Here is a 23,492-nt window from a genome sequence, read left to right on the forward strand (position 1 = left end):
CGACCCGGCTCCGGGGTGGGCCGGCACCTTCGCCCGCCCCGGACGCCTCCCATCGCACTGGAGCCCTTCATGGACGCAAACCTCAATGCCGAACTCCTGGACAGCGTGCTGACTGCCGCCGGACAGACCGCCGCCGTAGCACGCGAGGAGGTGCGCGTGTGGTCGATGTCCGGCGTCGAACGCCTGATGTTCGCCGATGGAGCCACCGCCATCTTCAAGTACGCCAAGAAGCCCTTCGACAGCGAGGACCAAGCTCTCCGCCTGGCCCACACGCTCGGCGTCCCGGTACCGAAGGTCCACGCCTCCGCGGTGCTGGACGGTTGGCTGGGGATGCTGCTCGAAGACCTCGGCACCCCGATCCGCGACGCCGACGACCTCGACGGCGCCGCCGCAGCTGTGGTCCTGCACCGCACTCGCACTGGCGCAGCCCTTCCCGTCCTCGACCGGGAGGGCCTGCGCGTGCTACCCAGCCGGGCGCTCGATCACCTCGACCAGCTCCGCAAGGCCGAGCGGTGGCACGACACGGGTGACATCGAGAACGCACTCGACCGGATCGCCCAGGCAGCCGAGGCACGCTCAGCCGGCTCGACGACGGCGCCGTTCGGCTGGGTGCACTCCGAGTTCCACCCCACCAGCCTCCATATCGGCCAGCGCGGCTGGCGCCTCCTAGATTTTGCCCGTGCCTTCACCGGTCCTGGACTGCTCGACCTAGCCAGTTGGCACGGCACCCTCGACGACCCCGATCCCGTACGTCTGCGTGTCTTCCTGGAGACCTACGTCACCGAAGGCGGCACCCCTGATGCCCTGGCCGAGCGCGGCGGGATCGCCGCCGAGAAATGGGCGTTGGGCTGGCACCGCATGTGGGCGGTGGAGTGGTTCATGGAGCAGTCCATCCGCTGGATCAACGACCCGGCCACCGACCCCATCTATGTCAAGACCGTCCGCCGCCACCTCACCGATGCCCTCCAGCTCCTGGAGGTCTAGATGCTCGCCCAGGCTTCACCTTGGTACGTCCACGCTCTGCAGCGCACCTCGGCTGGCCCTGCCGAGCCATTGAGTGTGCCCGCGCGGATGGAGTGGCTTACGCGGCGAGACAGGGGCCCTGGCGCTGAGATTCTCAACTTGGGTCCGCACCGCAAGAGAGTGCTCGAACTCGGCTGCGGTCCTGGCCACAACGCCGCCCATCTCGCCACCCGTCACGCCGCCCGGGTCACCGGCGTCGACCTGGTCGGCCTGCAGGTCCGCCGGGCCCGCTCGCACTACGGCCGGCTGCGTAACCTCGACTTCGTCGCCGGCCACGTCCTGCACTACCTACAGGCAACTGACGAGCAATTCGACGCGATCTACTCCGTCTTCGGCGCCGTTGGACTCGTCGCCCCGCAGGTCCTGCTCCCAGCCATCGCCCAGCACCTCAAACCCGGTCGCACCTTCGCCTTTTCCGTGCCCCATCCGCAACGACACGGCAGGCCCCCGTCGATCGACGACCGACCCCGACGCGACTTCGTCACCCTCCCCGACCGCTCCCGACTGCCCATCGTTCGCTGGGACTTCGACTGCAGTCGTTGGGAGACGCACCTCGACCGCGCGGGCCTATGGCTCTCCTCGGCTCAGGAGTTTCACGACGCCCGCCAAGGCCGTTGGCCCACCACCTTGCTGATCACTGCCCGCAAGCTCTGACTCTCGCTCCAGCTCCCTTGGAGGAACCGATGCGCCAGCCCTACCTGCTCCTCGACATCGACGGCGTCCTCATACCCTTCCCCGACGCAGACGGCATCGCCCCCACTACCTATGCCCGCCACGACGTCGTCCCCACTGGCCGAAGCGCCGACGACCCCGTCGCCATATGGCTCGACCCCGACCACGGCCGCCTGCTCATGGATGTGTTCCGAACCGGAACGGTCAGCCCGGTCTGGTGCACCAGTTGGCGCCGCGACGCCACCACCTTGATCGGTCCGCTCCTCGACCTCCCACCCTTGCCGTACGTCGATCTCCCGCGCCCACGGATCACCACCAGCCACCCCAACGGCTACCTCTGGAAACGCGACTACGTCGAGACCTGGCTCGGCGACGCACCCGCCATCTGGATCGACGACGACTTCACCCGCCTCGATCACGTCTGGGCCGCAGAGCGCACGGCCCGAGGCCCGGCGACCCTCCTCATCCAGCCTCACCAGCATGTCGGACTGCAGCCCGAACACCTGGCTCAGGTCACGGCGTGGGCAGCGCGGCTGCCGTTATCGCGCACTGGCGTACTCGATGCTCCTCACGGAGTCGAAGCCGCGTAGCACCGAGGTTGCGCGGTCCAGGACAGAGGTGGATCGGTTCCGCTGGGAGGAGGCGCTGGAGCTACTGACTATCCAAGCCGTCCACACCGGCCCGATCAGCGCCGCCGTGCTGGTGGTGCCTGCGGCGGCGTGGCTGCTACAGGGTGGATCGGGGCAGCGGCGCGCTTTGTGGCGCTGCGGGTCTTGGCTGCCTGTGCACGGGGGCCAGGGGCGTGACGCTGGCCGAGGCGGCGAATGCGCCAGGTCAGTGCTCGGGCGGGGTTGTTGGCATCGTCCAGGGTGCGCTGGCCGAGTGCCTGATCGAGGACCGCGGTCGCGTTGTGACCGGCGGCCTCTGCTTCGGCGAGCACGGTGGCGAGCGCGTCCCAGGCTGCGTCGTTGAGGATGCGCTCGGCGTGCTCGGGGACCGCCTGATGGAGATGTTGGGCGAAACGGTGCTTGGTCTGGAGGCTGGGAGTGCGTTGCGCGAGGCCCGCAAGGACCGGCTCGGCGACCTGTCCGTACGTGATCTGCAGGTGGACGAGGGCCTGTTCGGCTGCCGCTTCCTGTTGGGCGTGCTGGTGGGCGCGGTGCCAGTGCATCGCGAACGCCACCGCGGTGAGCACGGTGTCCAGGAGCATCGCGAACCCGGACCCGTCGCCGTCCGAGGGCCGATCACGCCAGATCGCCTGGACGCTGCGGCGCAGCACGCGGGTGCTGTCGAGGTCGGCTGCGATGCGGGAGCGGGTGGCGCGCTCGAAGGCGACGGCGGCTTGGTGGAGCTCCGCCTTCACCGCGGCCGGTGCGCTGATCGGCAGTAGGTCCAGCACGGCGCCTAGCGCGACCAGCTGCCCCTGGGCGGTCGGGTCATCGCCGTGGATGAGGTGGTGAGGGATGCGTTCGGTAGCGGCGGTGGCCTGGTGCCATGGGTCACCTGGCCGGACGGTGACCGTTTCGGTGCTGGTGGTGGCGAGGCTTTTGCGGATCTTTGGCAGGGACAGGTCGGGGGCGAGTGTGGAGCCCGCGTAGAACACCGGCTCGCCCTTGTCGTTGGTGTCGCCGGGCAGGGCGAAGTTGCAGCCGAGGGCGTCGCCGGAAGGGACGAGCTTGAAGCGCACGGTCACGCCCGTTGCCTCCAGCAGGGCGAAGAACTCGGCCTCGTCGGACGCGGCAGCGACGGCACGGCGGACTCTCAGGCGCAGGACATCGCGGGTGGCGGCCTCTTGGCCCAGACGCTTGGCCTTGAAGTGCTCCTTGCTGGTGGGGCGCTTGGCGGCGGTGCCGTCGCCCGGCTTCAATCGCCGGAGCCCGTAGTCGATTTCGATCTTGCGGGCCTCGCGCTGAACGGCACGCTGGTCGTAGCCGCGCTCGGGGCGTCGGCCGTCCTGGCGTACGAGGGTGGCGGCGATGTGGATGTGGTCATCGGCGTGGCGGACGGCCACCCAGCGGCAGGCTTCCTCGTCCCCGTCGGGAGCGATGCTGGCGGCGGCCACCATCCGGCGAGCGATGTCCGCCCACTGGGCGTCGGTGAGGATCGGGTCCTCGGGCGCGGCACGGACGGGGCAGTGCCACACGGTGTCCTTGGGCGCCTTGTCACCCAGCATCTGCACGGGCTGGTCGAGTTGTGCGACAAGCTGTGCCATCGCGTCCTTCGGGTCGCGGTGGGGGCTGCGGCCGGGGTCGGGGGCGAAGCCGTTCCAGGACGCCACCAGGTGTGGGTCGGTGTGCTCGTTGGCCCGGCCTTTGCCGAAGAGGTAGCCGATCGTGCGGCGGATGGCCTCCGGACCCCTGCCAAGGATGATCTTGGGTATCACCGGGTCACCGCCCCTCTGTGACCTGAGCGACGGCGGCGTCCACGTCGGCGATCGACGCCTCGACCCGCTTCAGAAGCCGCAGGACGGTGTCGTGGTGGGGCCAGGCACGGTCCTGGTTGAGGTGCCAGGTGAGCTGGTTGAGGTTGTTGCCGATCTGGCCGAGCTGTCCGTTGGCGGCCATCAGTGCCTTGACCATGGCGCGGTAGTCGGCGACCGCGGCGGTGGGGTCGTCGGAGCGGGCGGCGGCCAGCGAGCACTCGGCCACATAGCCGCCGGGCTGCATGCGGCTCAGGGCGGCGGCGTTCTTCACGAGGTCGAACTCGTCGTCGTTGTAGCGGGGGTGGACGCGGCGCTCGCGCAGTTGCTTGTCACGCAGACGGCGACGCGGCGCAGGCTGCTGCGGCACGTTTGGCGACGGCTCGATGGCCCCTCCCTCGGTCGGCTCCCCCGGGCCGGCCGACTCCGGTGCCGCCTCGGCACCGGACGGTTCCGCCCCCTCTGGGGTGGAGGCCGGGTAAGGACTCCTTACCCGACAACTTGCTGCGTGTGTGACGGGGGTGGTGGTCGTCGGCTGCTGAGCTGCGAGGGGTTCGTGGTGCGGGTCGTGCATGGGGCGGATCTCCGTGGGGTGATGGTGTTGAGGACCTCGTTGCGTCTGGCTTCGGTGTCCCCGCGCTGCCTCCCGAGGGGTGCGGGGTGGGCCGCGAGACTGAGGTGAACGTGGGGAATCAGGCGGCGTCGCCAGGCGCGTTGGGTTCGCCCTGCTGCTGGGAGGCGGCGTCGTCGAGTCCGTCGAGTCCGTCGAGTCCGTCGAGCGGCTCGGCCGCGAAGCCGTCGTACGCGATGGGCTCGGCCTGGGCGGCGCGCTCGGCCTGCAGTTGGTCACGCAGGACGCGGGCTCGTTTCTGGCCGATCCGTAGTTCGTTGCGCAGACGCTCGGCGGTCAGCTGGTCTTCGCTCCAGGCGGCGGTCAGGAGTCGGGCCTGGTCGAGGACTTCGGCGTCGGTGCGGGTGCGGGTGCGATCGGTGGTCGACTTGGCGGCGGGGAGCCGACCGGTCGCCCGACGCGGGGCGGCTCCGGTCGACTCCGCTACAGCAGCCGACCGGGACGGTCGGGCAGCAGGGGCGGGGGCCGACTCGTCGGTCTCGGTCGGCCTCGTCACGGGCGCCTCGGCGACCTTCAGAGGGGTCGACTCGGTCAGCTGCTCGGGGGCAGATTCGGCCTGGTCAGATGCCGACCGCGCAGCCTGTTCGCTGGCTTGCTGACCAGCCGACTGGTCAGAGGCCATTTCGGCAGTGTTGGCCGACTCGGGGTTGTGGTGCAGCACCTTCGCCACGAGGTCCGACCCGAAGTAGATCGACCCGACCGGGAGCGAGGTCGCCAGCAGCACGAGGGCCCAGTTCGCGGGGTCCCAGTCGGTCAGTCGGCCCTGCTGAATCGACGTGGTGTGCAGGGCTGGAATGAGGCCGTGCACGTAGTTCAGCAGGAGGCTGGCGATCGTGTAGGCCGCCAGGACCCGCAGCGCGAACTTCCGGCCGGGACCGGTCAGTACGAGCGTGGCGATGAGCGCGAGGGCCATCAGCCCGTCGACCACGATCGGGTAGAGCAGCGCGGCGGTGGAGTCGGCGCCGATGGTGCGGGCCACGTCGGACAGCGCGTTCCACGAGACGCGGAAGGCCATGAGGACGACGGCCACCAGGCCGATGACAAGGGTGATGCGTCCCTTGCGGTTCACGCGAGGACCCTCAGCCGGTGCGGGTGCTCGGCGAGCATCATCACGTTGGCGAGGGCCTCGTCCTCGGCGGCCGGGGGAGAGCGGGAGCAGGGCGATGCCGGCGCGGACGCTGCGGCTGCCGCGTACGGCTGCCGGGGCGCTCGGGGCAGGGGAGTGCAAGGCGGAGGGCTCCAGGGGGAAGCGGGCTTGTGGGGTGGGAGTGACGGGCGTTCACGGAGGGGCGTACACGCGGGCGTGATCGCTCCTCGTGGGCCGGTCAGGGCTCAGCCGACGGCGGCGAGGGGGCGGGAGGAGGCGCAGTAGCGGGTCTGCTGCCTGCCCCTGCCCCTCCGGTGACGCCGTCGACCTTGGTGGCCAGGTTGCTGTCGACGAGGCGGGGCAGACGGCGCGGGGGCGCAAGGGCCTGTTAATACCCGTGCGGGCCGGTGCCTGTGCTGCGCCTGCGGTCGGGGCCGTCGAGGATGACGCGGCGGGTCATCTCGGCGAGGCGGGAGGCGACGCGGTCGCCGACGGCGGTGCGCAGGTCGGCGATGGGGAGGTTGGTGGTGATGAGGGTGGGCAGCTCGTGGACGTACCGGTGGTCGATGAGCCGGTAGGCCAGCTCCTCGGTCCACTCCGTTGCCTTGGCGGCGCCGAGGTCGTCGAGGAGCAGCAGCGGGCTGCGGGCCAGTTCCTGGAAGCGGCGTTCACCGTCGTGGCCCTGGCGTGGGCGCAGGGTGGCGTGCAGTTCGGCGGTGGTGATGGCCTCCCAGCGCAGCCGGACCCCGGCGCCGAGCAGCGAGCGGATGGCACCGTACGCCTGGTAGGTCTTGCCGGTGCCGGTCGGACCCGCGATCAGCAGCGAGGGACCGTATGCGATGCCCGGTGCGCCGCCCGGCCCTGGTCGTCCGGCAGACGCGATCTCCTCGACCCAGGCCGATACGTGGGCGTGGTCGGCCAGGGCGTCGCGGTAGCGGCGCGGGATGCGGGCGGCGGCCAGCTCCAGTGCGGTCACTGGTTCCGGCGACGGCGCGGCGTTGACCACGGTGGTGGGGTCGATGTTGCGGGCGGCCAGGATCGCCTCCAGCTTGGCCACGGCGCCGCCGAGTCGGCGCGGCTCGCGTGCAGCGGTCGTCGTGGTCACAGCTCACCCCCGTACGCGGCCTGCGCGTCGACCGGGTTGGTCCACGGCCGGTGCCCTGCGGACGTGCCGCTCGGCGCGGGCGGGTTCATGGCCTCGTTGACCAGGCTTGGCAGAACGCTGGGGTGCAGGCCCTTGGAGCGCAGCCGCTCAAGACCGGCGCGCACGTACGCCGCGTCGATGCCTTCGGCGAGCAGCCGGGCGGTCTCCTTGCCGAGATGCCCCAGGAAACCGCTGGGCGGTCGGTTGGCGCATGCGGCGGCGTACTCGGCGATGAGCGCCTTGGTCGAGACGGACTCGGGTGCGGGGGCGCTCGCGCCTCCAACCGGAGGTGATCCTAGATCCAGGATCCTAGGTCCTAGATCCGGACCCTGAGGGTTCACCGAGTCATCCGTGAGCTCTCCCGGAATCCTCCGTGATGCGTCACCGAAACCCTTCTGAGCTGCGGGTTCGCCGTTCGTCACCGAAGGCTCCTGCGGAGTGCGCGAGTCCTCAGGGAGGACTCCGGGAGGGCGCACCGAAGGCTCCGCGAGTCCTGTGTGATGGCTCCCAGCGCGCTGCGCGGGCCGTCCGCCCTCGTGGTGCGGGCAGGCCGGACAACGGCTACCGCTGGGCCGGTTGATCTTCTGGTGCTTGGCCCAGGTGACGATGTGCAGGTAGTTCTTGCCGTCGTCGCCTTCGTAGCGGCAGATCAGTCCAGCCCCGGTGAGCTGGGTGAGGTCGTCCTCGACCGCCAGCGGGCCGTGCTCGGGGCGCAGTGCCCACAAGGCGCCGGTGATGACGGCGGCTTGGTCGCGGAAGCGACCGTGGTCGTCGGCCTGAGTGAGCAGCCCGAAGAAGGTCCGTTCTGCGGAGATCGGGACCTCGGCCAGCGACTCGGAGATGAAGGCTTCTGGCTTGATGGTGCGTATCCGCGCCATGTCTATCGCCCCGCCTTCGCCGCCGATGGCGCGGCGGGTACCGGGTAGCAGGTGACGTGTGGGGATGGCGTTCTCAGTTGGGCATCGGCCATACTGGGCATCAGCTCCTCTGCTTGCGGGCCATATGGGACGGCAATCCCGGTCTCCGCAGGTTGATCGCTAGGGATGGCGGTTGAGAGGTTTGCGCTTGAGCCCCCGGCATCGCCGGGGGCTTCTTTCATGTGACGTGCGGGCGTGCGGACTCCTGAGCTCGGTGGGGTGGGATGCCACCACTATGCCATACGGATTGCAGATCGCAGAAGTGTTTTGCATCTCGCAGTGGCGATGCTACTGTTTAGGCTGTGCTGCAAACCGCAGTGCATCGCTACGAACGGAAGGAGGCGCCGGTGACGGAGGACGAACCGTCCGAGGGCGTCCTGCTCAGCGGCGAGGCGAACGTCGCAACCCGCATCAGAGTGGAGCGCGAGGCGCGTGGATGGAGCACCAACGCCCTGTCCGACCGGCTCAACGAGGCTGGCTTCGAGATGAACCCGTCCGCTGTCTGGCGGATCGAAAACGGGAAGCGCCGCATCAACCTCGACGACGCCATCGGCTTCGCCGAGGTCTTCGGCATCGACCTGCGCAACCTCGTCGGCCCACCTCAGCTGGCGGCCAAAGCCCGCGCCATGGAGCTCATCGACGAGGTTGTGGACGCGTTCCGCGCGACCCAGAGAGCCAACATGGCCTTCACGGAGGCACGCGACGCACTCGACGCCTACCTCGCCGAGCACCCCGACATCCGCGAGGAAGCCGACCTCATGGTCCAGTCCGCCATGGCGGAGGAGGCCAGCAAGACCATGCTGAAGTTGCATGGTCCTCCGCCTGGTGACGGCGACGCCCACTCTGCCGACGAGACATAGCCTCCGGTGCCCACTCCCGTCCTGGACCCGCAGACCCCCAGTACGGGCAACTCACCCTCATCCCTAGCGATCGACCGGCGGGTCGGCGTTGCCGCGCCCATGCCCGCCAGAAGAGGACCCACCCGTTGCGCCAACCCGCGATAACCCCTGCCGCCGCACCGACTCCGCACGTCGAGGTCGGCCTGCCTCGCCTCTACGCCCCCGAGGAAGTCGCAGCCGTACTCGGCTGCTCCGCCTGGTGGGTCAAGGACCGCGCCCGCCGCCGACTCATCCCGTTCACGCGCGTTGGCCGCGCGTACCGCTTCTCGGACGAGCACCTTGCCGAGATCGTCCGCATGCACGAAGAGCGTCCGGCGCGGAATCCGCGGCGCCCTGGCGTCGTCGCGGCATCTTCTCCGAAGCCTCCCGCTCGGCAACGGCGCGAGACGGCTGTGCCCACGGTCCGCCTCAAGGCCCGGCCGCCACGCAGGATGACCAAGTCCCAGTACGGAACCGCTGCTTAACGCACCCACACGACAGAAGGGAGGAAAACTGTGGGGTACGCGGAAAAGCGCGACGGCTACTGGCGTGGCCGATACAAGATCGAGGCTGGCAAGTACGGCACAGTCGCCGATTCCATGGGCGCCGTAGTCAAGTTCGCCACCAAGCGCGAGGCCAAGCAGGCCGCAGACGCAGAAGAGGTGACTGTTCGCCGTGGTCAGTGGCGCGACCCGGGCCTCGGCCAAGAGACCTTCGGCGAGTACGCGAGCCGCTGGTACGCCGCTCAAGACCTGGCTGCCTCGACGATGCAGAACTACAAGCGCCACATCGAGGAGCATCTGCTCCCCGATTTCGAGGACAGGGCGCTGGCCGGCATCCTGCGCACGGATGTTGACGCCTGGGAGAAGAAGGAGCGGGCTGCGTACGCGGCCTCCAGCGTCAAGACCTGGCGCTCCACGCTCCATCTGATCTTCGAGGACGCGATCGACGAGGGCCTGCTGACGTCCAATCCAGCCGCCCGGCGCCGAGGCCGAGGCAAGCGTGCCGGCCGCTCCCGCGACCGCGGCCCGGAGAAGGTCGTCACCGATGCGCTCGGCATCCTGCTCACCGCCGAGCGGGCGGCCCTGCTCTCCGGCCGCGACGACGAGTTCGTCGCCACGGTCCTCAAGGGCTACACGGGCAAGCGCTGGGGCGAAATCGTCGGCCTGGAAACGGAGTTCGTACGCCCCAATGCCTTCCGCGTCGAATGGCAGCTGTACGAACTCGACACCGGTGAACTGGTCCGCTGCCCGCCCAAGGACGACAGCTACCGCGACATCGACTCGCCGGACTGGCTGTCCGCCCTGGTCCTCAATCACATCGCCCGTACGAAGCCGACCCCTTGCGCCTGTCACGGCAGGGCGTACGTCTTCCGCGGCCAGGGTGCGGCGCGCACCGGCGGCCACCAGGGCGCGAAGCTCATCGATGTCGCGCGCCGCGCCGGAGTCTCCACGGGCACGGTCTCGAACGTCCTCAACCACCCCGACCGTGTACGAGAAGACACCCGCGTACGCGTCGAACTCGCCATCGCGGGACTCGGGTTCGTGCGGGGAGACACCACGTCGGAGCACGCTGCTCACTGGCGTCGAAACGGCTTCGCCACCTGGCTGTTCACCCCAGCGGCCTCCGGCTGGTACCCGAAGAAGGCACCCCAGGAGGCCCGCCCTGTGCCGATCCTCGGCGAGCCGTGGCCCGGCATCCCGGCCCGAGGCCGAGGAGCAGCCGCACGGGCTGACGCCTGCTGGCTCCCGATCGCCAAGGGCCTCACGCCGCACGGGCTTCGCCACACTCACCGGACGATGATGGAGGATCTGGGCACCGAGAAGGTGCTTATGGACGAACGCATGGGCCACATCGATGGCTCTGTCTCCGCGCGCTACGCCCACGTCACGCTCGGCATGCGCCGGCGCCTCATGCTTGGCTTGACCGAGCAGTGGGAGGCCGCACTCGATGCGCGTCGTGCCCTGTGTTCGACCTCACCAGTCCGAGTTCTTGATTGTCTCCTGCGGTCGAAGGGATAGACCGAAGGGCGGCGTGCGAGAGGCGGGACTGTCGTTCAGACAGTCCCACCCTCGCCAACTTTGGGCTACTAGTCGTCTGCTCCCAGCGACGGGTCGGGGCCGAAGGCAGTGACAATCATGCGGGCGAGCCCGCCGGGTGGACTGGTCAGCGTGCCGCTCACGCGGACGGGGATTCCGGCGTCGTGACAGTGCACGGCTGCGTGATAGTCCCTGTCGGCAAGGTCCATCCATACCGTGCGGCTGCGGCGCTGGATGAGCGTTTGGACCCCGACTCGGCCGGTGTCGTCATCGGGGTGGCGACTGAGGTCTGTGACCACGCCGTAGATCAGGTGCTCTCGCGTGTAGACCTTGGTCTTGAGCTGTTCGGATACCAGGTCGACGATCTCGATCGCATCGCTGTTGAACTCAACATGAGCTGGCGTGCCTGGAGGTGGCGCAGCCACACGGGACCAATTGAAAGCCACGTCGAGCGCGTTGACGGACTCTGTGTTCACGACCTTGGCGAGAGCCTGACACAGCTCGTAGGAGACGCCTTCACCGATGGAGTCGTTGATCTCGCTTGCGGTGGGTGCGTGTTCGGCGCCCGCCATGTCCTCCAGTACGCCGAGCGCGCGAGACATCGTGGCTGTCACCCGGCGGTCAAAGAGAGTCTCCTCGATCTGAACGTCGATGTGACCCTGGCGTGGTGAGTAGACGTCCTCGGGGGAGCGCGCCTGGCTGATGATGGGCACGATGTAAGAGCCGCGACGAGTCTGGCCTAGGCGAACTTCCCGTGCCTGATCACGTGCTCGAGTCGGGAAGTTCCGGAAGTGCCCTTGGCGTCGGATGGTCGCCGCAGCAGAGGCCACACGGAGGCGTTTTGCGGAGACGAAGAGTTCATACCCGGACTCAAGTGGGATCGATCCATCTCTCATCGACGGGTGGGAGGCCCGGAGGTCAGTGACGTCGTTATAGACCGTTGCGATGGCGTCGTGGACTGTCTGAACGTCTTCGCTCCCGACTCTCGCCAGGTCCTGGATGAGGATCCTTGCCCTCTTGGTGAAGTCTGGTGCGCCGGGCTTCATGGGGACGAGGACGACTTCGTCCGCCGGCCCTGGGAGCCTCCAGAGTTCGGCTACGTCCCCGCCCGATACAGGCGCCCAGCCGGTGACCTTGAGGTAGCTGCGAATCTCTTCGGGGCCGAAGTCTGGGGTGTTGTCCGCCATGTCAGCTCAACCCCAGACCGGCGCTGTTGGTCATGCGTCGCGCAGCACCGAACATGGTCCCCATGGCCTTCACGGTGAGCTCTTGGTGCTCAGGAAGGTTGATCGCAGTAGTTGATCCACCAGGGGCGTGTCCCATCCCGTAGAGGGAGGACCAGTAGCCGTGGCAAGCAAGGACTATCGAATCCGGCTGGTGCACCACCCAGCGGCCGATGTCGGGCGGGACTATGAGCAGCGCAAGGTGACCAGGTGCTGAGCGCTCAGGGTCACGCAACTTGTCGTAGGTCTCGATGTCCAGGTCGAAGCTGTAGCCGCTTCTGATGGTGCGTGGGTTCTGTGTGCACTTGAGCTGGATATCGACCATGAGGCCGCGCGAGCGGAGTGTGACGTCGACCCCGTCTTTGTCTACGTTCCAGTCGCAGATCGTGTACCCGCCTTGCGTTGCTAAGGCATGCACGTACGCGCGGCTGACTTGTTCCTTCTGCCAGCTCGTTGCCTCAGCAGCCATGCCCACCCCCCCGGTTGCGTGATCGTGAGGATAAGTGGGATCGGAAGGTGAGGGAATACCGCATCCACGGCCCATCTCTGGGCGTCCCGGCTGCCAGGCGCTGGGGATCCCGATTGGCGAGTGCACAGGTTCAGCTGCGCGACGGCTGCTGGGTGCTGGCTTCGAGATGCAGGGCCGTCCGGGAGAAGCCCACCAAGATCTTCTCCCAGATTTCTCCCAAACGATCTCCGGAGATGCAGGAAGGGCCTGACCCTCAGAGAGGATCAGGCCCTTGACCTGGCGTTTCAGCTGTCGGGGTGGCGGGATTTGAACCCACGACCTCTTCGTCCCGAAGCAATCTTGGTGGCTAGCGGACCAGGGAAGCGCATGGCGCTGACCTGCGCGCACAGTGCCTGAATGTGCGTTGACGTGTGTCACCGTGCACGGTCGTTGTCACGCAGTTATAGACACGCAGATTGCAACGGCAGGGGGCTGGCTGACGGATGAGCCAGAGCCCGAGGAACGGACATACCCGCCCGTGTTGGCGAGGGGACAGGCTGCATGTTGTGTGAGTTGGTAGCGCTTGGCAGCAGTGCACGGCACCCTTGTGTGTGACATAGCCAGGTCGGAGAGGGGCTCAGGGTGGATCTGGAGCAGACACTCGAACAGTTCGATGCCGTAGATGCCAACCTTCGTAGGCTCGAAACTGTTTGGACAGAGCTGCGCCAGATGGTGCCCGACGGGATCGTATTCGCCGGTGGTGGTCCTGATGGTCGCCGCTATCAGGATCTCAGCCGCGCCTATGAGCAAATCCTTACCGGGCTCCCGCCAATTGGCGACTACCAAATCACGTCCGTACCGGACAGCCTCAACACCATTGCGCAGAATCGGCTCGACGCCCAAGAAATTGGCTTCGCTGATGCTTTCGTGTCTGTGGAAGAAAGTATCGACCAGCCGGGCACTGAGATTGACGAGTACCGATTTCTCCTTAATCAGTCACGACGTGAACTTGTTCGCGAACGTGTGCTGCAATTGGTAGGTCAGATTAACAGCCTGTTGGCGGAGTTGAAGGGTCGCATCCCGACCGATAATCAGCCGATAAGTGATGACGGCTGGCGCAGTTTTGTTCTGGCTTTCACTGAAGTCGAGCGGCTGGCTGGTAGCTCAGTGCCCCGGAAGGCCCGGTGGGACTACTTGCGTAGACACGTTTCCTGGGGCCAAGGTCAGGATCTTCACGATATTGCCAGTATGGATTGGCCTTCAGTCCTGAAGGAGATCCAGGAGAGCCTTTACTCAGAGCTAGAGCCTCTCCCCGTACACGTCGATAACCTGGCGTCGCTCGTAGCGGCTAAGCCAACTGGGCCGGTCACGACTAAGTTGAAGTGGAGTGCGATCTCTGCCGACGACTTTGAGCGGCTACTTTTTAACCTTGTCGCCGATGCCAACGATTACACGAACCCTCAGTGGCTTATGCGTACGAACGCGCCTGATCGTGGTCGCGACATTTCGGTGCAACGCGTCGCCGTTGATACCCTTAGTGGCACCAAGAATCAGAGGGTCATCATTCAAGCGAAGCATTGGCAGAGCAAGTCCGTCGCCGTCGCCGATATTTCTGAAGCCACTGCCCAGATGAGGCTTTGGGAGCCGCCATCGGTTCATGCTCTCGTGTTCGCCACGAGTGGCCGGTTTACCGCTGACGCAGTCGCATGGGTTGAGAAGCACAATGAGAATAGCGAATCTCCACATATTGAAATGTGGCCTGACAGTCACCTGGAACTTCTGCTCGCGAGTCGCCCACACCTCGTAGCAGAGTTCAGGTTGCGGTGAGGGCTGGCCTGATCGTCTCGGCTGCCAGGCCGTCATCGTGTCCTGTAGCCGGAAGCCATCAGGAGCGAGGGGCGGGAGGCTGAAATATCGGGCGTTTCAGCAAGTGTGCTCGGACAGGTGGGCACCTCTGTCCGACGACGCCCTGCACGCCTCGTGGCGCTCTTGGCAGCGGGCAGTGGAGGCAGTGAGAGGAGCCGGAGTGTCGGAGGCCAGTCCGCGCGGAACCTACCTGGTCATCGCAGAGGTGCTGACGAACGACGAATCTCCTCGTTCAGCGGGCGGATCTTCGGTCACCTGCCCCGAAGCGACCAGCGCCGTTGGGGCAGGCTCTACATGAGCGGACTACTGGCCACGCCGGGCAGGAAGACGGTCCGTCGTATGGCAGACGTGCTCGACCTGCCGGCCGGCGTCCCCAGGCATTTCAGCAGTTCATCGCCTCGAGCCCCTGGAGTGGACCCCGACCCGCCTCGTGCTGGCGCGGATGACCGCCGCCCGGATGTCCGGCCACCAGGGCGCCAAGCTCGTCGACGTCGCACGCCGCGCCGGAGTCTCCGCCGGCACGGTCTCGAACGTCCTCAACCACCCCGGGCGTGTACGCGAGGACACCCGCATTCGCGTCGAACTCGCCATCGCGGAGCTCGGGTTCGTACGCGGAGGCACCACGTTGGAGCACGCGGCCCACTGGCGTCGGAACGGCTTCGCCACCTGGCTGTTCACCCCGGCGGTCTCCGGCTGGTACCCGAAGAAGGCGCCACAGGAGGCCCGCCCGGTGCCGATCCTCGGCGAGCCGTGGCCTGGTGTCCCGGCCCGAGGCCGAGGTACAGCCGCTCGGGCGGACGCCTGCTGGCTTCCGGTTGCCAAGGGCCTCACGCCGCACGGGCTTCGCCACACGCACCGGACGATGATGGAGGACCTCGGCACCGAGAAGGTCCTCATGGACGAACGCATGGGCCACATCGACGGCTCTGTCTCGGCCCGCTACGCCCACGTCACACCTGGCATGCGCCGACGCCTCATGTGCGGGCTGACCGAGCAGTGGGAAGCAGCGCTCGACGCTCGCCGAGCGATGTCCTCGCGATCTCCCGTAGCGGTGCTGGATCGTCTGCTCGTCGCGCGGGTATGAGCTTGACGGGTACGAGCACCGGGGACCCGTCAGGAGATGGCGGGTAGGGTGCTGGGCCACAGGCAGTAGACCAGAGAGTCTGCTGCCGTGCTCATTCGTACGGATGCGGCTCCCGAGGGGGGGGGTGCGCTCGGACGTGACCGAAGGATCAAGAACCCGTTGTCGGCACGGTGCCGAACTCCGTAGTTTCCGCTGCCTGTTCAGGATGAACGGGTTCTCGACGCTTTCTGGCTGCACGGCGGCGCTCTGTCACCTGCCACCGATGGCGCCGGTGTTCAAGGACTGCCTTCCACAACTCCAGGCGATGGCGGGAGTCCCTCGGGAACGTGAAGCGGAGAACTCCAAGGACGACAGCGGTCACCAGCATGGCTGCGGACTCAGCGTGGTCGGTAAGAAATGGCACAGAGTCAGCCCTTCTCGTCCGACAGCTCAAGCGAGGCGGTGCCCAGCGTCACGCGAAAGGCGTCGCCGTGGCGGGTCAACCTGGCGCCCTTGATCCCGACTTCCCGGTGGGTCAGAGCAATAGCCAGGTCATGGGGCTCTGGAAATCCATTCCAGCGGAGGGCCCACGAATCCCCAGAGCCCCAGAGCTGGCGCACGGCGCCGTCCATCCTCACATCAGGTTCCCTCCTGTGCTCGGAGCCGGACCGCTCCAGAGGGTCCCAGGACAGACTGGTCGCCCAACGTCCTCGCCGGTCAACCAGGTTGTAGCGCGGGACGAGACCAGCCAGCAGGGTCGTGGCGTCGTGCGATATCGGGGGGGACCGCGGCCAGTGCGCGGCGCTCGTGCTCGGTGACTTTGTGGTCGATCGTGGGGTAGCGGTGTCGGGGAACGAAGCTGCGCTTGCTGCCGCGTCGGCATGCGTCCGGGTCACCGGTGATCGTCAGCATTGCACCGGTGGGCAGATGGCGCAGGCACAAAGAGCGCTGCCCGTGGCACGTGTAGCTCACTTCGTGTCGTAGCCCCGGAATGCCACGTGAGCCATCGACTTCGACAGGCAACAGCCGCGTGGCCACGTTCTCAGGGGCACGTTCCGCCACCATCACCAACTGGTCGCGGCGGGGCGACATCACGGGGTCGTACGCGGCGACTACCGCGTAGTTCCATCTGGCCGTCGGCCCCGTGTACACGTTGCCATTGAAGAGCGCGAGTGCCAGCAGGGCCCTGAAGGCACGCTGTTCGTCCGAGCAGTGGTCCAGGCCCAACCCATGGGTGTCATGGGCGATCGCGGATTGGGCGGCGGCGTCACTCTCCCCGGTGTATTCGGCACGGAGCGGGATCCGCTCCTGGGGCGCCATGGTGTGGACGGGGAGTGCGCCGAACTGACCTGCGGCGGTCAACCATGCCTGCTGGAAGGGGATGACATTTTCGGTCTCGCGCCGGATCTGGTGGGCGAGTTTGGTGATGTTCTTGTCGAGCGTCATGTCCGGCTCCTGATGGGCGCGTGCCAGTGCTCCCGCCCACTGCGCCCCATAGGAGGAACGAACAGTTCTGCATCACGCGTGCCCGATGGCACTTTGCGCCCTCAACCCCGGGTGACTTGCGGGAGGAACCCAGGTCCGACGTAACAGCGAGCGTGGTCGCCTGGTGGGAGCATAGCGCCGGACGGGGTGCGAACGACAGGCTTTCACTCTCGGGCGACCTGGGGCATGACGGCATCCGTTTGTGTGCCTCGCCTGGGCACGTCCACTGATGCGATCGGCCGCTCGGCGCTGCGTCCCGGAAGGCCCTCTGTGATCGATCTGACGACTGGCCGTTCGCGAACGCGCAGGAGCGGGTCAGCGCAGCCGAGACGTGTTGTTCCTGCTAGGCGAGTATCTCCTGGGAGACCTCGACCAAGATCTTCTCCCAGATTTCTCCCAAACGATCACTGGAGACACAGCAGGGGCCTGACCCGCCATGCGGATCAGGCCCCTGACCTGGTACTTCTCTGTCGGGGTGGCGGGATTTGAACCCACGACCTCTTCGTCCCGAACGAAGCGCGCTGCCAAGCTGCGCTACACCCCGATGTCGTTGCTCCGCGTCCCGCATTGCTGCAGGCCGTGGCGACATCGATTACTTTAGCGGACCGGCGGCCGGAGACGAAATCCGGTTTTCCGGGCCCGGCCCCGTGGAGCTCTCAGGGCCTCGCGGGCCTGGCCCCGCAGAGCTCTCAGGGCCTCGGCGTCAGGGTCATGAGTGTTGCCTCCGGTGGGCAGGCGAAGCGCATCGGGGTGTAGCGGTTGGCGCCGCAGCCTGCGGAGACGTGGAGGTATGACCTGCGGCCCTGCGCCTCGTGCGTCGAGAGGCCCTTCACGCGGTCCGTGTCCAGGTCGCAGTTGGTTACCAGTGCCCCGTAGAAGGGGATGCAGAGCTGGCCGCCGTGGGTGTGGCCCGCCAGGATCAGCGGGTAGCCGTCCGCCGTGAAGGAGTCCAGGGTGCGCAGGTACGGGGCGTGCACGATGCCCATCGAGAAGTCGGCCCCGGCGTCCGGACCGCCCGCCACGCGCGTGTACCGGTCGCGTTTGATGTGCGGGTCGTCCAGGCCGGTGAGGCCGATCTCGTAGCCCTCGATCTTCAGCGCGCCCCGCGTGTTCGTCAGGTTCACCCAGCCCGCCGCGTCGAAGCCGTCGCGCAGGTCTTCCCACGGGTTGTGGATCACGCCGACGGCGGGCGCGTTGCCGTTCAGGCCGTGCTTGCCCTGCACCTTCTCGATGAGGTAGCGGCCGGGGTTGCGCAGCTTCGGGCCGTAGTAGTCGTTCGAGCCGAAGACGTACGCCCCGGGGAACCGCATCAGCGGGCCGAGCGCGTCCAGTGTCTCCGGGACGCCGTCGGGGTCGGAGAGGTTGTCGCCCGTGTTGATCACGAAGTCGGGGCGGAGCCCTGCCAGCGAGCGCAGCCAGCGCTGCTTCTTGCGCTGCCCGGACACCATGTGGATGTCCGAGACCTGGAGGACCCGCAAGGGGCGCATCCCCGTCGGCAGTACGGGGACGGTCACCCGCCGCAGCCGGAAGGAACGGGCCTCGAAGCCCACCGAGTAGGCGAGGCCGGCCGCGGCCGTCGCCGTGATGCCCAGGGGTACTGCGTATCGCGCGCGCATACTTCCATCGTGTCAGACCCGAAGCCCCGGTAAATCAGCGGGCGTCGGGCCGTACACACCTGCGACAATCACCGCATGACCACGGTCAAGGGCTCTTCGTATAGCATCTCGCGGGGGGCTGATTCTGACCCTGCGCCGATCGATGCCTGACGGTGCTGTCGAGACCGGTCGCCGTGCCGGCTACTGCTTCTTGTCCTGATCTTCCCCGGCGGTCGTCTCTCCTGCCTTCCGCTCCTTTGCCGCGTGAGCCACCCAGCGGCCGCCCTCGCCCGAGATGTAGCTGTCCCCCATGGAGACAGTGACAGCGGGCTCGTCAGTCTCGCGCTGGTTGTCACGGTCCTTTGCGGAACGCTCATGCCGCTTGTCAGCCATGGTGGCTCCTCGGTTCGGTGTTCGACCTGCTGCCTTCTTGTCCAGTACCGCACCGCAGGATGGCCGCAGGCACCCCGAGCGGGCCGAAGGGGTGATGCCCGAGCTCGGCGCGAACGAGAGCGCCATGAGTCGCTGACCAGGCGTTTTAGTGGCCTGACTGGCCGTTCTCCAGGTATCGGGGCTGCTGCTCGTCGAGCGCACGCAATGCCTGAGCGGCACGTCGGCGCGTGCGAGGCGGGAGCAGGCTCAGGGCCTTCTCAGGAGCGAAGAACTCACAGGCCGAGAGCTCATGATCTTGTGGGTGGAGGCTGGCGCTCACATCCGGCGTGAGGGTGCCGCCGTCGAAGATGAAGGCCAGTTGATCATCCCAGGGCCCATGCGGGGCGACCCAGTCGACGCAGAGCAATCCCCGAAGGCGGACAGTGAGCCCAAGCTCCTCGCGGAGTTCGCGGTGGGCCGCAGCCTGCGGGGGTTCATTGGTCTCTGCCATCCCGCCAGGGAGATCCCACGCCTCCTTGTACGTCGGCTTCACCAGGAGCACGCGCCCGGACTCGTCGCGAAAGAGCACGTCCGCTGCTACCCGCTTGCGGGCCTGTTTCGCATTCCCTTCCGCCAGATACTCATCCCACTCGGCTGTCCCTGGCTTGGGCCGCGTGGTCACGTGATCGCTCCTCCGGCGTGCGGCGCGCTGATCCCTGCCAGGAGTAGCGCGCGTTGCTGGTTCACCGCTGCCAGGCAGTCTAGGAAATCGGCTACGGCTTCCTCGTCGCGGTACGGGGCGAGCGCTCGCGCGAGCTCGTCTAGCTGCTGTGTGATCCGCATGGAACCGAGCGTGCCGCAGGCCTTGAGTAGCTCATGGCCGACATCGCAGGCGGCTTCTAGCTCGCCCTGCTGGGTCCGGATCATGGCCAAGGTGATCTGCCCGAAAACGCGGCTGCGAGCTCGGTCCCCTGTGCGGAGGCTGACGGCTTCCTCGGCGGCATCCACGGCTGCGGAGAGTCTGCCGAGATCTTGGAGCGAAAGCGCCCGCTCGCTGGCTAGTGCGGCAGCGTCGAACGAACTGATCCAGTAGGACGGCGGTTTGCTGGGGGGTGTGAACAACTCCCGTTCTGCCAGCGCCAACGCGCCACGTGTGGCATCTGCCTCGCCGAGCTGCGCCAAGGCTCGCGCTTCCATCGCGTGCAGTCTCGCTGACAGCCTGGGCACGCCTGCCCCAACGGCAATGTGATCTCGACCTGCTCGGGCAAGAGAGACGGCCTCATCAAGCCGGCCTGTCTGTAGGGCCAGGTGGCTCATGCTGGCCATGATGTTGGCGCCAAGTGCCCGGTCTTCGCCAGCTCTTGCGAATGGCAGCGCCTTGGCGAAGTGTTCACGCGCCTGATCATTGCGACCGGAGTCATGCGCCATCCATCCGGCCATCTCCGTCAGAGCTGCGGCAGCTTGGAACATCTGCGGGGCATCGGGCGTCTGCTTACCGCCGAAGAGGCGGGGTGCGATGTCGTTGTGCAGATAGAGCAGAACGGATCCGTAAAGGTGGCCGCCGCCTAACTGACGATCCGCCGACCGGAAGGAATCCATCGCGGCCATGTCGGGCGAACCCGTGGATGCTGAACCGGGATCTGCTGCTTGTAGGGCGGGGGCGACAGGTTCCCGCGCCATGCTGCCTGTCTCCCACGCGCGCGGGGCGAGCCCCAGCATGTGACCGGGGATTCGCAGGCCGTCGGCGATGCGCTCGATCACGCTCATGTCTTTGATGATTCGCCGGCTGCTGAGGATTTCGCCCACGCGACTTGGCGTGAGGTCACACCTACGGGCGATGAGTGCCGGGTAGATCCCCCCGCGGCGCTTCGCGAGTTGGAAGACCGAGGCGAAATCCCGTGCGGCACAGGCCCGGATCATCTCGGGGTCGTTGAGGACGCGGTCCGGAAGATCACGCGGCGGTTCGTAGCTGGGCATGAGCGACGCTCCGGAGAGAAGGACAAGGCAACTGGCCGGTGCGAGTCGATACGCAGTGATGCTACCCACCGTGGGTATCCACCTTGGGCTACTTCTGAGGCATTCCCGTCGGAAGGCTGAAAGGTCAGACCCCGGCGACCGCGCTGACGGCCCCGGGGCGTGGCCAACCTGAAGGAAGCAGGTCGACGTGAATCACGTTATCGCCCGCCTCATCGAAAGACTGCTGAGTCTCCTACTACCCGCACCCGGTCGCCATCGGGGGCTCGACCAAGCACGCACAACGGACCGACAAGGCACACCTTGTTCTCGTCCGTTCAGTGCGTCCGTCCTGGTGCTACGGGGCGAAGACGTCGGACTCGTTCGCCCATACCTCGTCGCGCATGAGCGGCGGCAGGAGGAGAGGCAACAACGGGCGCTGCGGCGGGAGCTGTGGTTCGCGGTGCACGGCGTTGATATCGGTCCCCGCCTGATCCACGGTGTGGAGGTGGCGGCGTGATGAGTGCCCCCGCCATCGGTGAGACCGTCCGGGACACGGTCCACAACCGCGTAGGCATCGTGATGGATCACCTCGGCTCCTACCTCCAGCTTCGCCCTGTACATGGCGGGTGCGAGTGGGATGTGAAGCCCGAGCATGTCCAGCGCGTCACCTCGTCGGACCAACTCAGCGATCGTGTAGCGGCAGCCAACGCTCGTAGTAGTCACGGAGGTTCGCTGTGAGGCGGACTTTCCACTACGTGCCGTACACGCTGGTGCAGGACCTCTACGCCGCACCGGAGTACGAGGCGGGGTGCGTATCGGGTGATCAAGTCGACTGTGGCGCGACGTCTGGGAGCCACAGCGATCCGGCGCCCGTCGAGGAGTGGCAGCGCCTGCACACCCAGGAGACCGGGCACCTGCGTTATCGCCGGACTTTCACGGACTACGCGGTTATGGAGCCTCCGGGCGGGCTCACCGACGGGTCGGGGCAGGCGCAAGTTCAGCGGGTGACGGCATGAGGCAGACGGCTACCTAGACCGGGGCGGGGGCCACCGAGACAAGAGACGCCGGCGGCCTTCGCCCCTTCAGCCCCTTGGCTTGTGAGGTGAGCGCGGCGGCATGGTCGACCGCCGCGATAGGCGCTCCTCGGCCAAGGGATGTGCGGCGGGTAGCTCTCCGCTCGCCGTATACGGCCCGGCCCTCCCCGTGCGAGAGCCGGGCCGTACCGCGTCGACCCGCCGTCTCTGCCCGCTCACACCCAATGCTCCGGATCTCCCTTCAGGAGAGCTGGGGCATTCGCATGTCCAGCGGAGCGGGGTGCCGCATCGCAACAAGCGCTCTTCTCGCTAGCGAACGACTGGTGATGATCCTGTTGGTCGTGACATCCCTGGCTGAAGTGCTCAGATCGCCAACGGTGAATCCACCTCAACCACTTGACGTTTGCGATTGCATACATGCATGCTCATTGCTCGTCAGGGCGAGTGGCGGGTTGCAGGCTCAACCGCCCTTGTCATCAAGCGAGTTGAGAGGACATGCATGAGAAGGGTTCGTGCTTCAAGTAAGAGGCTGGCTTTGCTGCTGGCCGCCGCCGTCGCGATGGTCGTTGGGTTCGTGGGGGTGGGGGCCTCGGCGTCCGCTGTTACGCAGTCCAGCGCGAGTCAGTCCAAGCAGGCAGTCGCGGCAGGGTCGGTCAAGGAGGTTGTCAGGGCCGGCTCGACGAAGTCGGTCGCGGTCAACGGACTCCGGCTGCGCTCGCAGCCTGGGTACAACGGCTACATCAAGGGACTGCTGTACCGCGGTGACCGCGTGTTCATCAAGGTCACCTTCGCGCACTCGTACAACCCGAACTGGGTCGGTGTAGTGCTCAAGGAGCGCAGCGCGGGCGGCCTCCCCCGCTTGACGTTCGGGTACGTGCACAAGTCGTACCTGCGGTAGGTCGTGGTGCTGTCGGGTGGCGCCCCCGATTGCGCTTCGATGACGCGGCCCTCTCCCTTAGGTGGGAGGGGGCCGTACGTCTTCTCGGTGGGCTCGGTTGCTCGTTCGCGAAGCGGAGGTGAACGCTGCGGGGGCTGTGGAGCGGAGTCGGCAACTCCGCAAATCTGCACGTCAGTTGGGAGAGGAATATGCAACAGAAACGTGCGCATCTCCCTTCACATGTGCCGCACCAGAGCTACAATTTGCGTCTGCAACAGAACTGCGAGATGGCTGGCTCGGTGTCTAGGGAGGCGTAACTCGATGGCGGACGACGCTTCTACGGGGGAGACGCATGGGGATGGGGATGAGGAATCTGTGTGGATTCGCGATGTTGAGTACATCCACGGTTGGGCCGAAGCGCGCGACGCAGCTGGCGAGTTCAACGCGGCGCTCGCCGCTGTGGGGGTGCGGCGGGAGGATCTGTGGGCGTCGGCCTACACGGATGATCGCGGGCGGGGGGTGGTGAGGCTCAGAGGCACCCCATTGGGGTTCAGGCAAGTCGCGTCGGCGTTGCGGCGGGCTTCGGTCTGAACGGGCCGATCTGCGGTCGGAGTTCGTGACCCGCGGATACCCACGCGGTCGGTGGAGTCTCGATGGGCGGGGCGACACCCTGGAGCGTCTTGCCTCCAGTGCATAGGTCTGGAGAGACGGCCAGGGAGAACAAGGAAGCGCTCTGACCTGCACGGTTCGGCTCAGTACCGGA

At 67.0% G+C, this 23,492-nt stretch carries 23 protein-coding genes, 1 tRNA gene and 2 pseudogenes; 11 read left to right on the forward strand and 15 right to left on the reverse strand.

Annotated elements, in window-relative coordinates; translation table 11 throughout:
- The first annotated feature begins 69 nt into the window (after positions 1-69).
- Genes AB0G47_RS25240 through AB0G47_RS25250 form a run of 3 tightly spaced genes read left to right on the forward strand, consistent with a single transcriptional unit; the run spans position 70 to position 2,285 of the window.
- Positions 70-984, forward strand: a complete 915-nt coding sequence (locus AB0G47_RS25240; RefSeq protein WP_360774039.1) for an aminoglycoside phosphotransferase family protein — start codon at positions 70-72, stop codon at positions 982-984.
- Positions 985-1,677: a class I SAM-dependent methyltransferase gene (locus AB0G47_RS25245; protein ID WP_360774042.1), complete on the forward strand. Its 693-nt coding sequence runs from the start codon at positions 985-987 to the stop codon at positions 1,675-1,677.
- A 29-nt stretch (positions 1,678-1,706) separates the two neighbouring features.
- Entirely contained in the window at positions 1,707-2,285 is a 579-nt protein-coding gene (locus tag AB0G47_RS25250) for an HAD domain-containing protein (protein WP_360774045.1), read from the forward strand.
- A 95-nt stretch (positions 2,286-2,380) separates the two neighbouring features.
- Here the strand turns inward: AB0G47_RS25250 and AB0G47_RS25255 are convergent, their stop codons facing one another.
- The 5 genes from AB0G47_RS25255 to AB0G47_RS25275 all read right to left on the reverse strand — a co-directional run bounded on the left by AB0G47_RS25255 (position 2,381) and on the right by AB0G47_RS25275 (position 7,854).
- Positions 2,381-4,078, reverse strand: a complete 1,698-nt coding sequence (locus AB0G47_RS25255; protein ID WP_360774048.1) for a mobilization protein — start codon at positions 4,076-4,078, stop codon at positions 2,381-2,383.
- Between the two features lie 4 nt (positions 4,079-4,082).
- Positions 4,083-4,484: a plasmid mobilization relaxosome protein MobC gene (locus AB0G47_RS25260; protein ID WP_360774051.1), complete on the reverse strand. Its 402-nt coding sequence runs from the start codon at positions 4,482-4,484 to the stop codon at positions 4,083-4,085.
- 322 nt (positions 4,485-4,806) lie between these two features.
- Positions 4,807-5,814 carry a DUF2637 domain-containing protein gene (locus AB0G47_RS25265; RefSeq protein WP_360774054.1) on the reverse strand — a complete coding sequence of 336 codons (1,008 nt, stop codon included), beginning with the start codon at positions 5,812-5,814 and terminating at the stop codon, positions 4,807-4,809.
- A gap of 406 nt (positions 5,815-6,220) precedes the next feature.
- Positions 6,221-6,937 carry an ATP-binding protein gene (locus AB0G47_RS25270; protein WP_360774056.1) on the reverse strand — a complete coding sequence of 239 codons (717 nt, stop codon included), beginning with the start codon at positions 6,935-6,937 and terminating at the stop codon, positions 6,221-6,223.
- Positions 6,934-7,854 carry a hypothetical protein gene (locus tag AB0G47_RS25275; protein WP_360774059.1) on the reverse strand — a complete coding sequence of 307 codons (921 nt, stop codon included), beginning with the start codon at positions 7,852-7,854 and terminating at the stop codon, positions 6,934-6,936. The genes AB0G47_RS25270 and AB0G47_RS25275 overlap by 4 nt, the downstream gene beginning before the upstream one ends.
- A gap of 386 nt (positions 7,855-8,240) precedes the next feature.
- Between AB0G47_RS25275 and AB0G47_RS25280 the strand changes: the two genes are divergently transcribed.
- From AB0G47_RS25280 to AB0G47_RS25290, 3 genes are all read left to right on the forward strand, one after another.
- Complete coding sequence (locus tag AB0G47_RS25280; protein ID WP_360774062.1) at positions 8,241-8,753, forward strand: helix-turn-helix transcriptional regulator; 513 nt, start codon at positions 8,241-8,243, stop codon at positions 8,751-8,753.
- Positions 8,754-8,878: 125 nt separating this feature from the next.
- Positions 8,879-9,256: a helix-turn-helix domain-containing protein gene (locus tag AB0G47_RS25285; protein ID WP_360774065.1), complete on the forward strand. Its 378-nt coding sequence runs from the start codon at positions 8,879-8,881 to the stop codon at positions 9,254-9,256.
- Positions 9,257-9,286: 30 nt separating this feature from the next.
- Positions 9,287-10,792 carry a LacI family DNA-binding transcriptional regulator gene (locus AB0G47_RS25290; RefSeq protein ID WP_360774068.1) on the forward strand — a complete coding sequence of 502 codons (1,506 nt, stop codon included), beginning with the start codon at positions 9,287-9,289 and terminating at the stop codon, positions 10,790-10,792.
- 68 nt (positions 10,793-10,860) lie between these two features.
- Here AB0G47_RS25290 and AB0G47_RS25295 read toward each other — a convergent pair whose 3' ends face one another.
- Together AB0G47_RS25295 and AB0G47_RS25300 are read right to left on the reverse strand one after the other, a co-directional pair.
- On the reverse strand, positions 10,861-11,997 hold the full coding sequence (locus AB0G47_RS25295) for a hypothetical protein (RefSeq protein ID WP_360774071.1): 1,137 nt from the start codon (positions 11,995-11,997) through the stop codon (positions 10,861-10,863).
- 1 nt (position 11,998) lies between these two features.
- Positions 11,999-12,502 carry a DUF4365 domain-containing protein gene (locus tag AB0G47_RS25300; RefSeq protein ID WP_360774074.1) on the reverse strand — a complete coding sequence of 168 codons (504 nt, stop codon included), beginning with the start codon at positions 12,500-12,502 and terminating at the stop codon, positions 11,999-12,001.
- A gap of 621 nt (positions 12,503-13,123) precedes the next feature.
- Between AB0G47_RS25300 and AB0G47_RS25305 the strand changes: the two genes are divergently transcribed.
- The 3 genes and pseudogenes from AB0G47_RS25305 to AB0G47_RS25315 form a co-directional block, all read left to right on the forward strand.
- Positions 13,124-14,308 (forward strand): restriction endonuclease, encoded by a 1,185-nt coding sequence (locus AB0G47_RS25305; protein ID WP_360774077.1) that lies wholly within the window; start codon positions 13,124-13,126, stop codon positions 14,306-14,308.
- 153 nt (positions 14,309-14,461) lie between these two features.
- Positions 14,462-14,695: pseudogene (locus tag AB0G47_RS25310) on the forward strand (transposase); the annotation flags it as partial.
- A 100-nt stretch (positions 14,696-14,795) separates the two neighbouring features.
- Positions 14,796-15,431, forward strand: a pseudogene (locus AB0G47_RS25315) (LacI family DNA-binding transcriptional regulator); the annotation flags it as partial.
- A gap of 407 nt (positions 15,432-15,838) precedes the next feature.
- On the opposite strand, the gene AB0G47_RS25320 reads toward AB0G47_RS25315, so the two are convergent.
- The 8 genes from AB0G47_RS25320 to AB0G47_RS25355 all read right to left on the reverse strand — a co-directional run bounded on the left by AB0G47_RS25320 (position 15,839) and on the right by AB0G47_RS25355 (position 21,314).
- A complete protein-coding gene (locus AB0G47_RS25320; RefSeq protein ID WP_360774080.1) occupies positions 15,839-16,042 on the reverse strand; it encodes a hypothetical protein in 204 nt (67 codons plus the stop codon).
- 85 nt (positions 16,043-16,127) lie between these two features.
- On the reverse strand, positions 16,128-16,856 hold the full coding sequence (locus AB0G47_RS25325; RefSeq protein ID WP_360774083.1) for a hypothetical protein: 729 nt from the start codon (positions 16,854-16,856) through the stop codon (positions 16,128-16,130).
- Between the two features lie 509 nt (positions 16,857-17,365).
- Positions 17,366-17,439 (reverse strand) — tRNA-Pro (locus AB0G47_RS25330).
- Positions 17,440-17,584: 145 nt separating this feature from the next.
- A complete protein-coding gene (locus AB0G47_RS25335; RefSeq protein WP_360774086.1) occupies positions 17,585-18,511 on the reverse strand; it encodes a metallophosphoesterase in 927 nt (308 codons plus the stop codon).
- A gap of 180 nt (positions 18,512-18,691) precedes the next feature.
- Positions 18,692-18,883 carry a hypothetical protein gene (locus AB0G47_RS25340; protein WP_360774089.1) on the reverse strand — a complete coding sequence of 64 codons (192 nt, stop codon included), beginning with the start codon at positions 18,881-18,883 and terminating at the stop codon, positions 18,692-18,694.
- Positions 18,884-19,028: 145 nt separating this feature from the next.
- Positions 19,029-19,544, reverse strand: a complete 516-nt coding sequence (locus tag AB0G47_RS25345; protein ID WP_360774092.1) for an NUDIX hydrolase — start codon at positions 19,542-19,544, stop codon at positions 19,029-19,031.
- On the reverse strand, positions 19,541-20,839 hold the full coding sequence (locus tag AB0G47_RS25350) for a tetratricopeptide repeat protein (protein ID WP_360774095.1): 1,299 nt from the start codon (positions 20,837-20,839) through the stop codon (positions 19,541-19,543). Before AB0G47_RS25350 ends, AB0G47_RS25345 begins: the two co-directional genes overlap by 4 nt.
- A 334-nt stretch (positions 20,840-21,173) precedes the next feature.
- Positions 21,174-21,314, reverse strand: a complete 141-nt coding sequence (locus AB0G47_RS25355; RefSeq protein WP_360774097.1) for a hypothetical protein — start codon at positions 21,312-21,314, stop codon at positions 21,174-21,176.
- 238 nt (positions 21,315-21,552) lie between these two features.
- Here AB0G47_RS25355 and AB0G47_RS25360 point away from each other — a divergent pair, with 238 nt between their 5' ends.
- Positions 21,553-21,834: a hypothetical protein gene (locus tag AB0G47_RS25360; RefSeq protein WP_360774100.1), complete on the forward strand. Its 282-nt coding sequence runs from the start codon at positions 21,553-21,555 to the stop codon at positions 21,832-21,834.
- Positions 21,835-22,273: 439 nt separating this feature from the next.
- On the forward strand, positions 22,274-22,750 hold the full coding sequence (locus AB0G47_RS25365; protein ID WP_360774102.1) for a hypothetical protein: 477 nt from the start codon (positions 22,274-22,276) through the stop codon (positions 22,748-22,750).
- The last annotated feature ends 742 nt before the right edge of the window (positions 22,751-23,492 follow it).

It is taken from the genome of Streptomyces sp. NPDC021622, from assembly GCF_040640795.1.
Lineage (GTDB): Bacteria > Actinomycetota > Actinomycetes > Streptomycetales > Streptomycetaceae > Streptomyces.

Excerpts from the sequence above, each read along its gene's own strand:
- AB0G47_RS25240 (WP_360774039.1), top strand. The coding sequence starts at position 70 with ATGGACGCAAACCTCAATGCCGAACTCCTGGACAGCGTGCTGACTGCC.
- AB0G47_RS25245 (WP_360774042.1), top strand. The coding sequence starts at position 985 with ATGCTCGCCCAGGCTTCACCTTGGTACGTCCACGCTCTGCAGCGCACC.
- AB0G47_RS25250 (WP_360774045.1), top strand. The coding sequence starts at position 1,707 with ATGCGCCAGCCCTACCTGCTCCTCGACATCGACGGCGTCCTCATACCC.
- AB0G47_RS25275 (WP_360774059.1), bottom strand. The coding sequence starts at position 7,854 with ATGGCGCGGATACGCACCATCAAGCCAGAAGCCTTCATCTCCGAGTCG.
- AB0G47_RS25295 (WP_360774071.1), bottom strand. The coding sequence starts at position 11,997 with ATGGCGGACAACACCCCAGACTTCGGCCCCGAAGAGATTCGCAGCTAC.
- AB0G47_RS25300 (WP_360774074.1), bottom strand. The coding sequence starts at position 12,502 with ATGGCTGCTGAGGCAACGAGCTGGCAGAAGGAACAAGTCAGCCGCGCG.
- AB0G47_RS25320 (WP_360774080.1), bottom strand. The coding sequence starts at position 16,042 with ATGGACGGCGCCGTGCGCCAGCTCTGGGGCTCTGGGGATTCGTGGGCC.
- AB0G47_RS25325 (WP_360774083.1), bottom strand. The coding sequence starts at position 16,856 with ATGACGCTCGACAAGAACATCACCAAACTCGCCCACCAGATCCGGCGC.
- AB0G47_RS25335 (WP_360774086.1), bottom strand. The coding sequence starts at position 18,511 with ATGCGCGCGCGATACGCAGTACCCCTGGGCATCACGGCGACGGCCGCG.
- AB0G47_RS25340 (WP_360774089.1), bottom strand. The coding sequence starts at position 18,883 with ATGGCTGACAAGCGGCATGAGCGTTCCGCAAAGGACCGTGACAACCAG.
- AB0G47_RS25350 (WP_360774095.1), bottom strand. The coding sequence starts at position 20,839 with ATGCCCAGCTACGAACCGCCGCGTGATCTTCCGGACCGCGTCCTCAAC.
- AB0G47_RS25365 (WP_360774102.1), top strand. The coding sequence starts at position 22,274 with ATGCTCATTGCTCGTCAGGGCGAGTGGCGGGTTGCAGGCTCAACCGCC.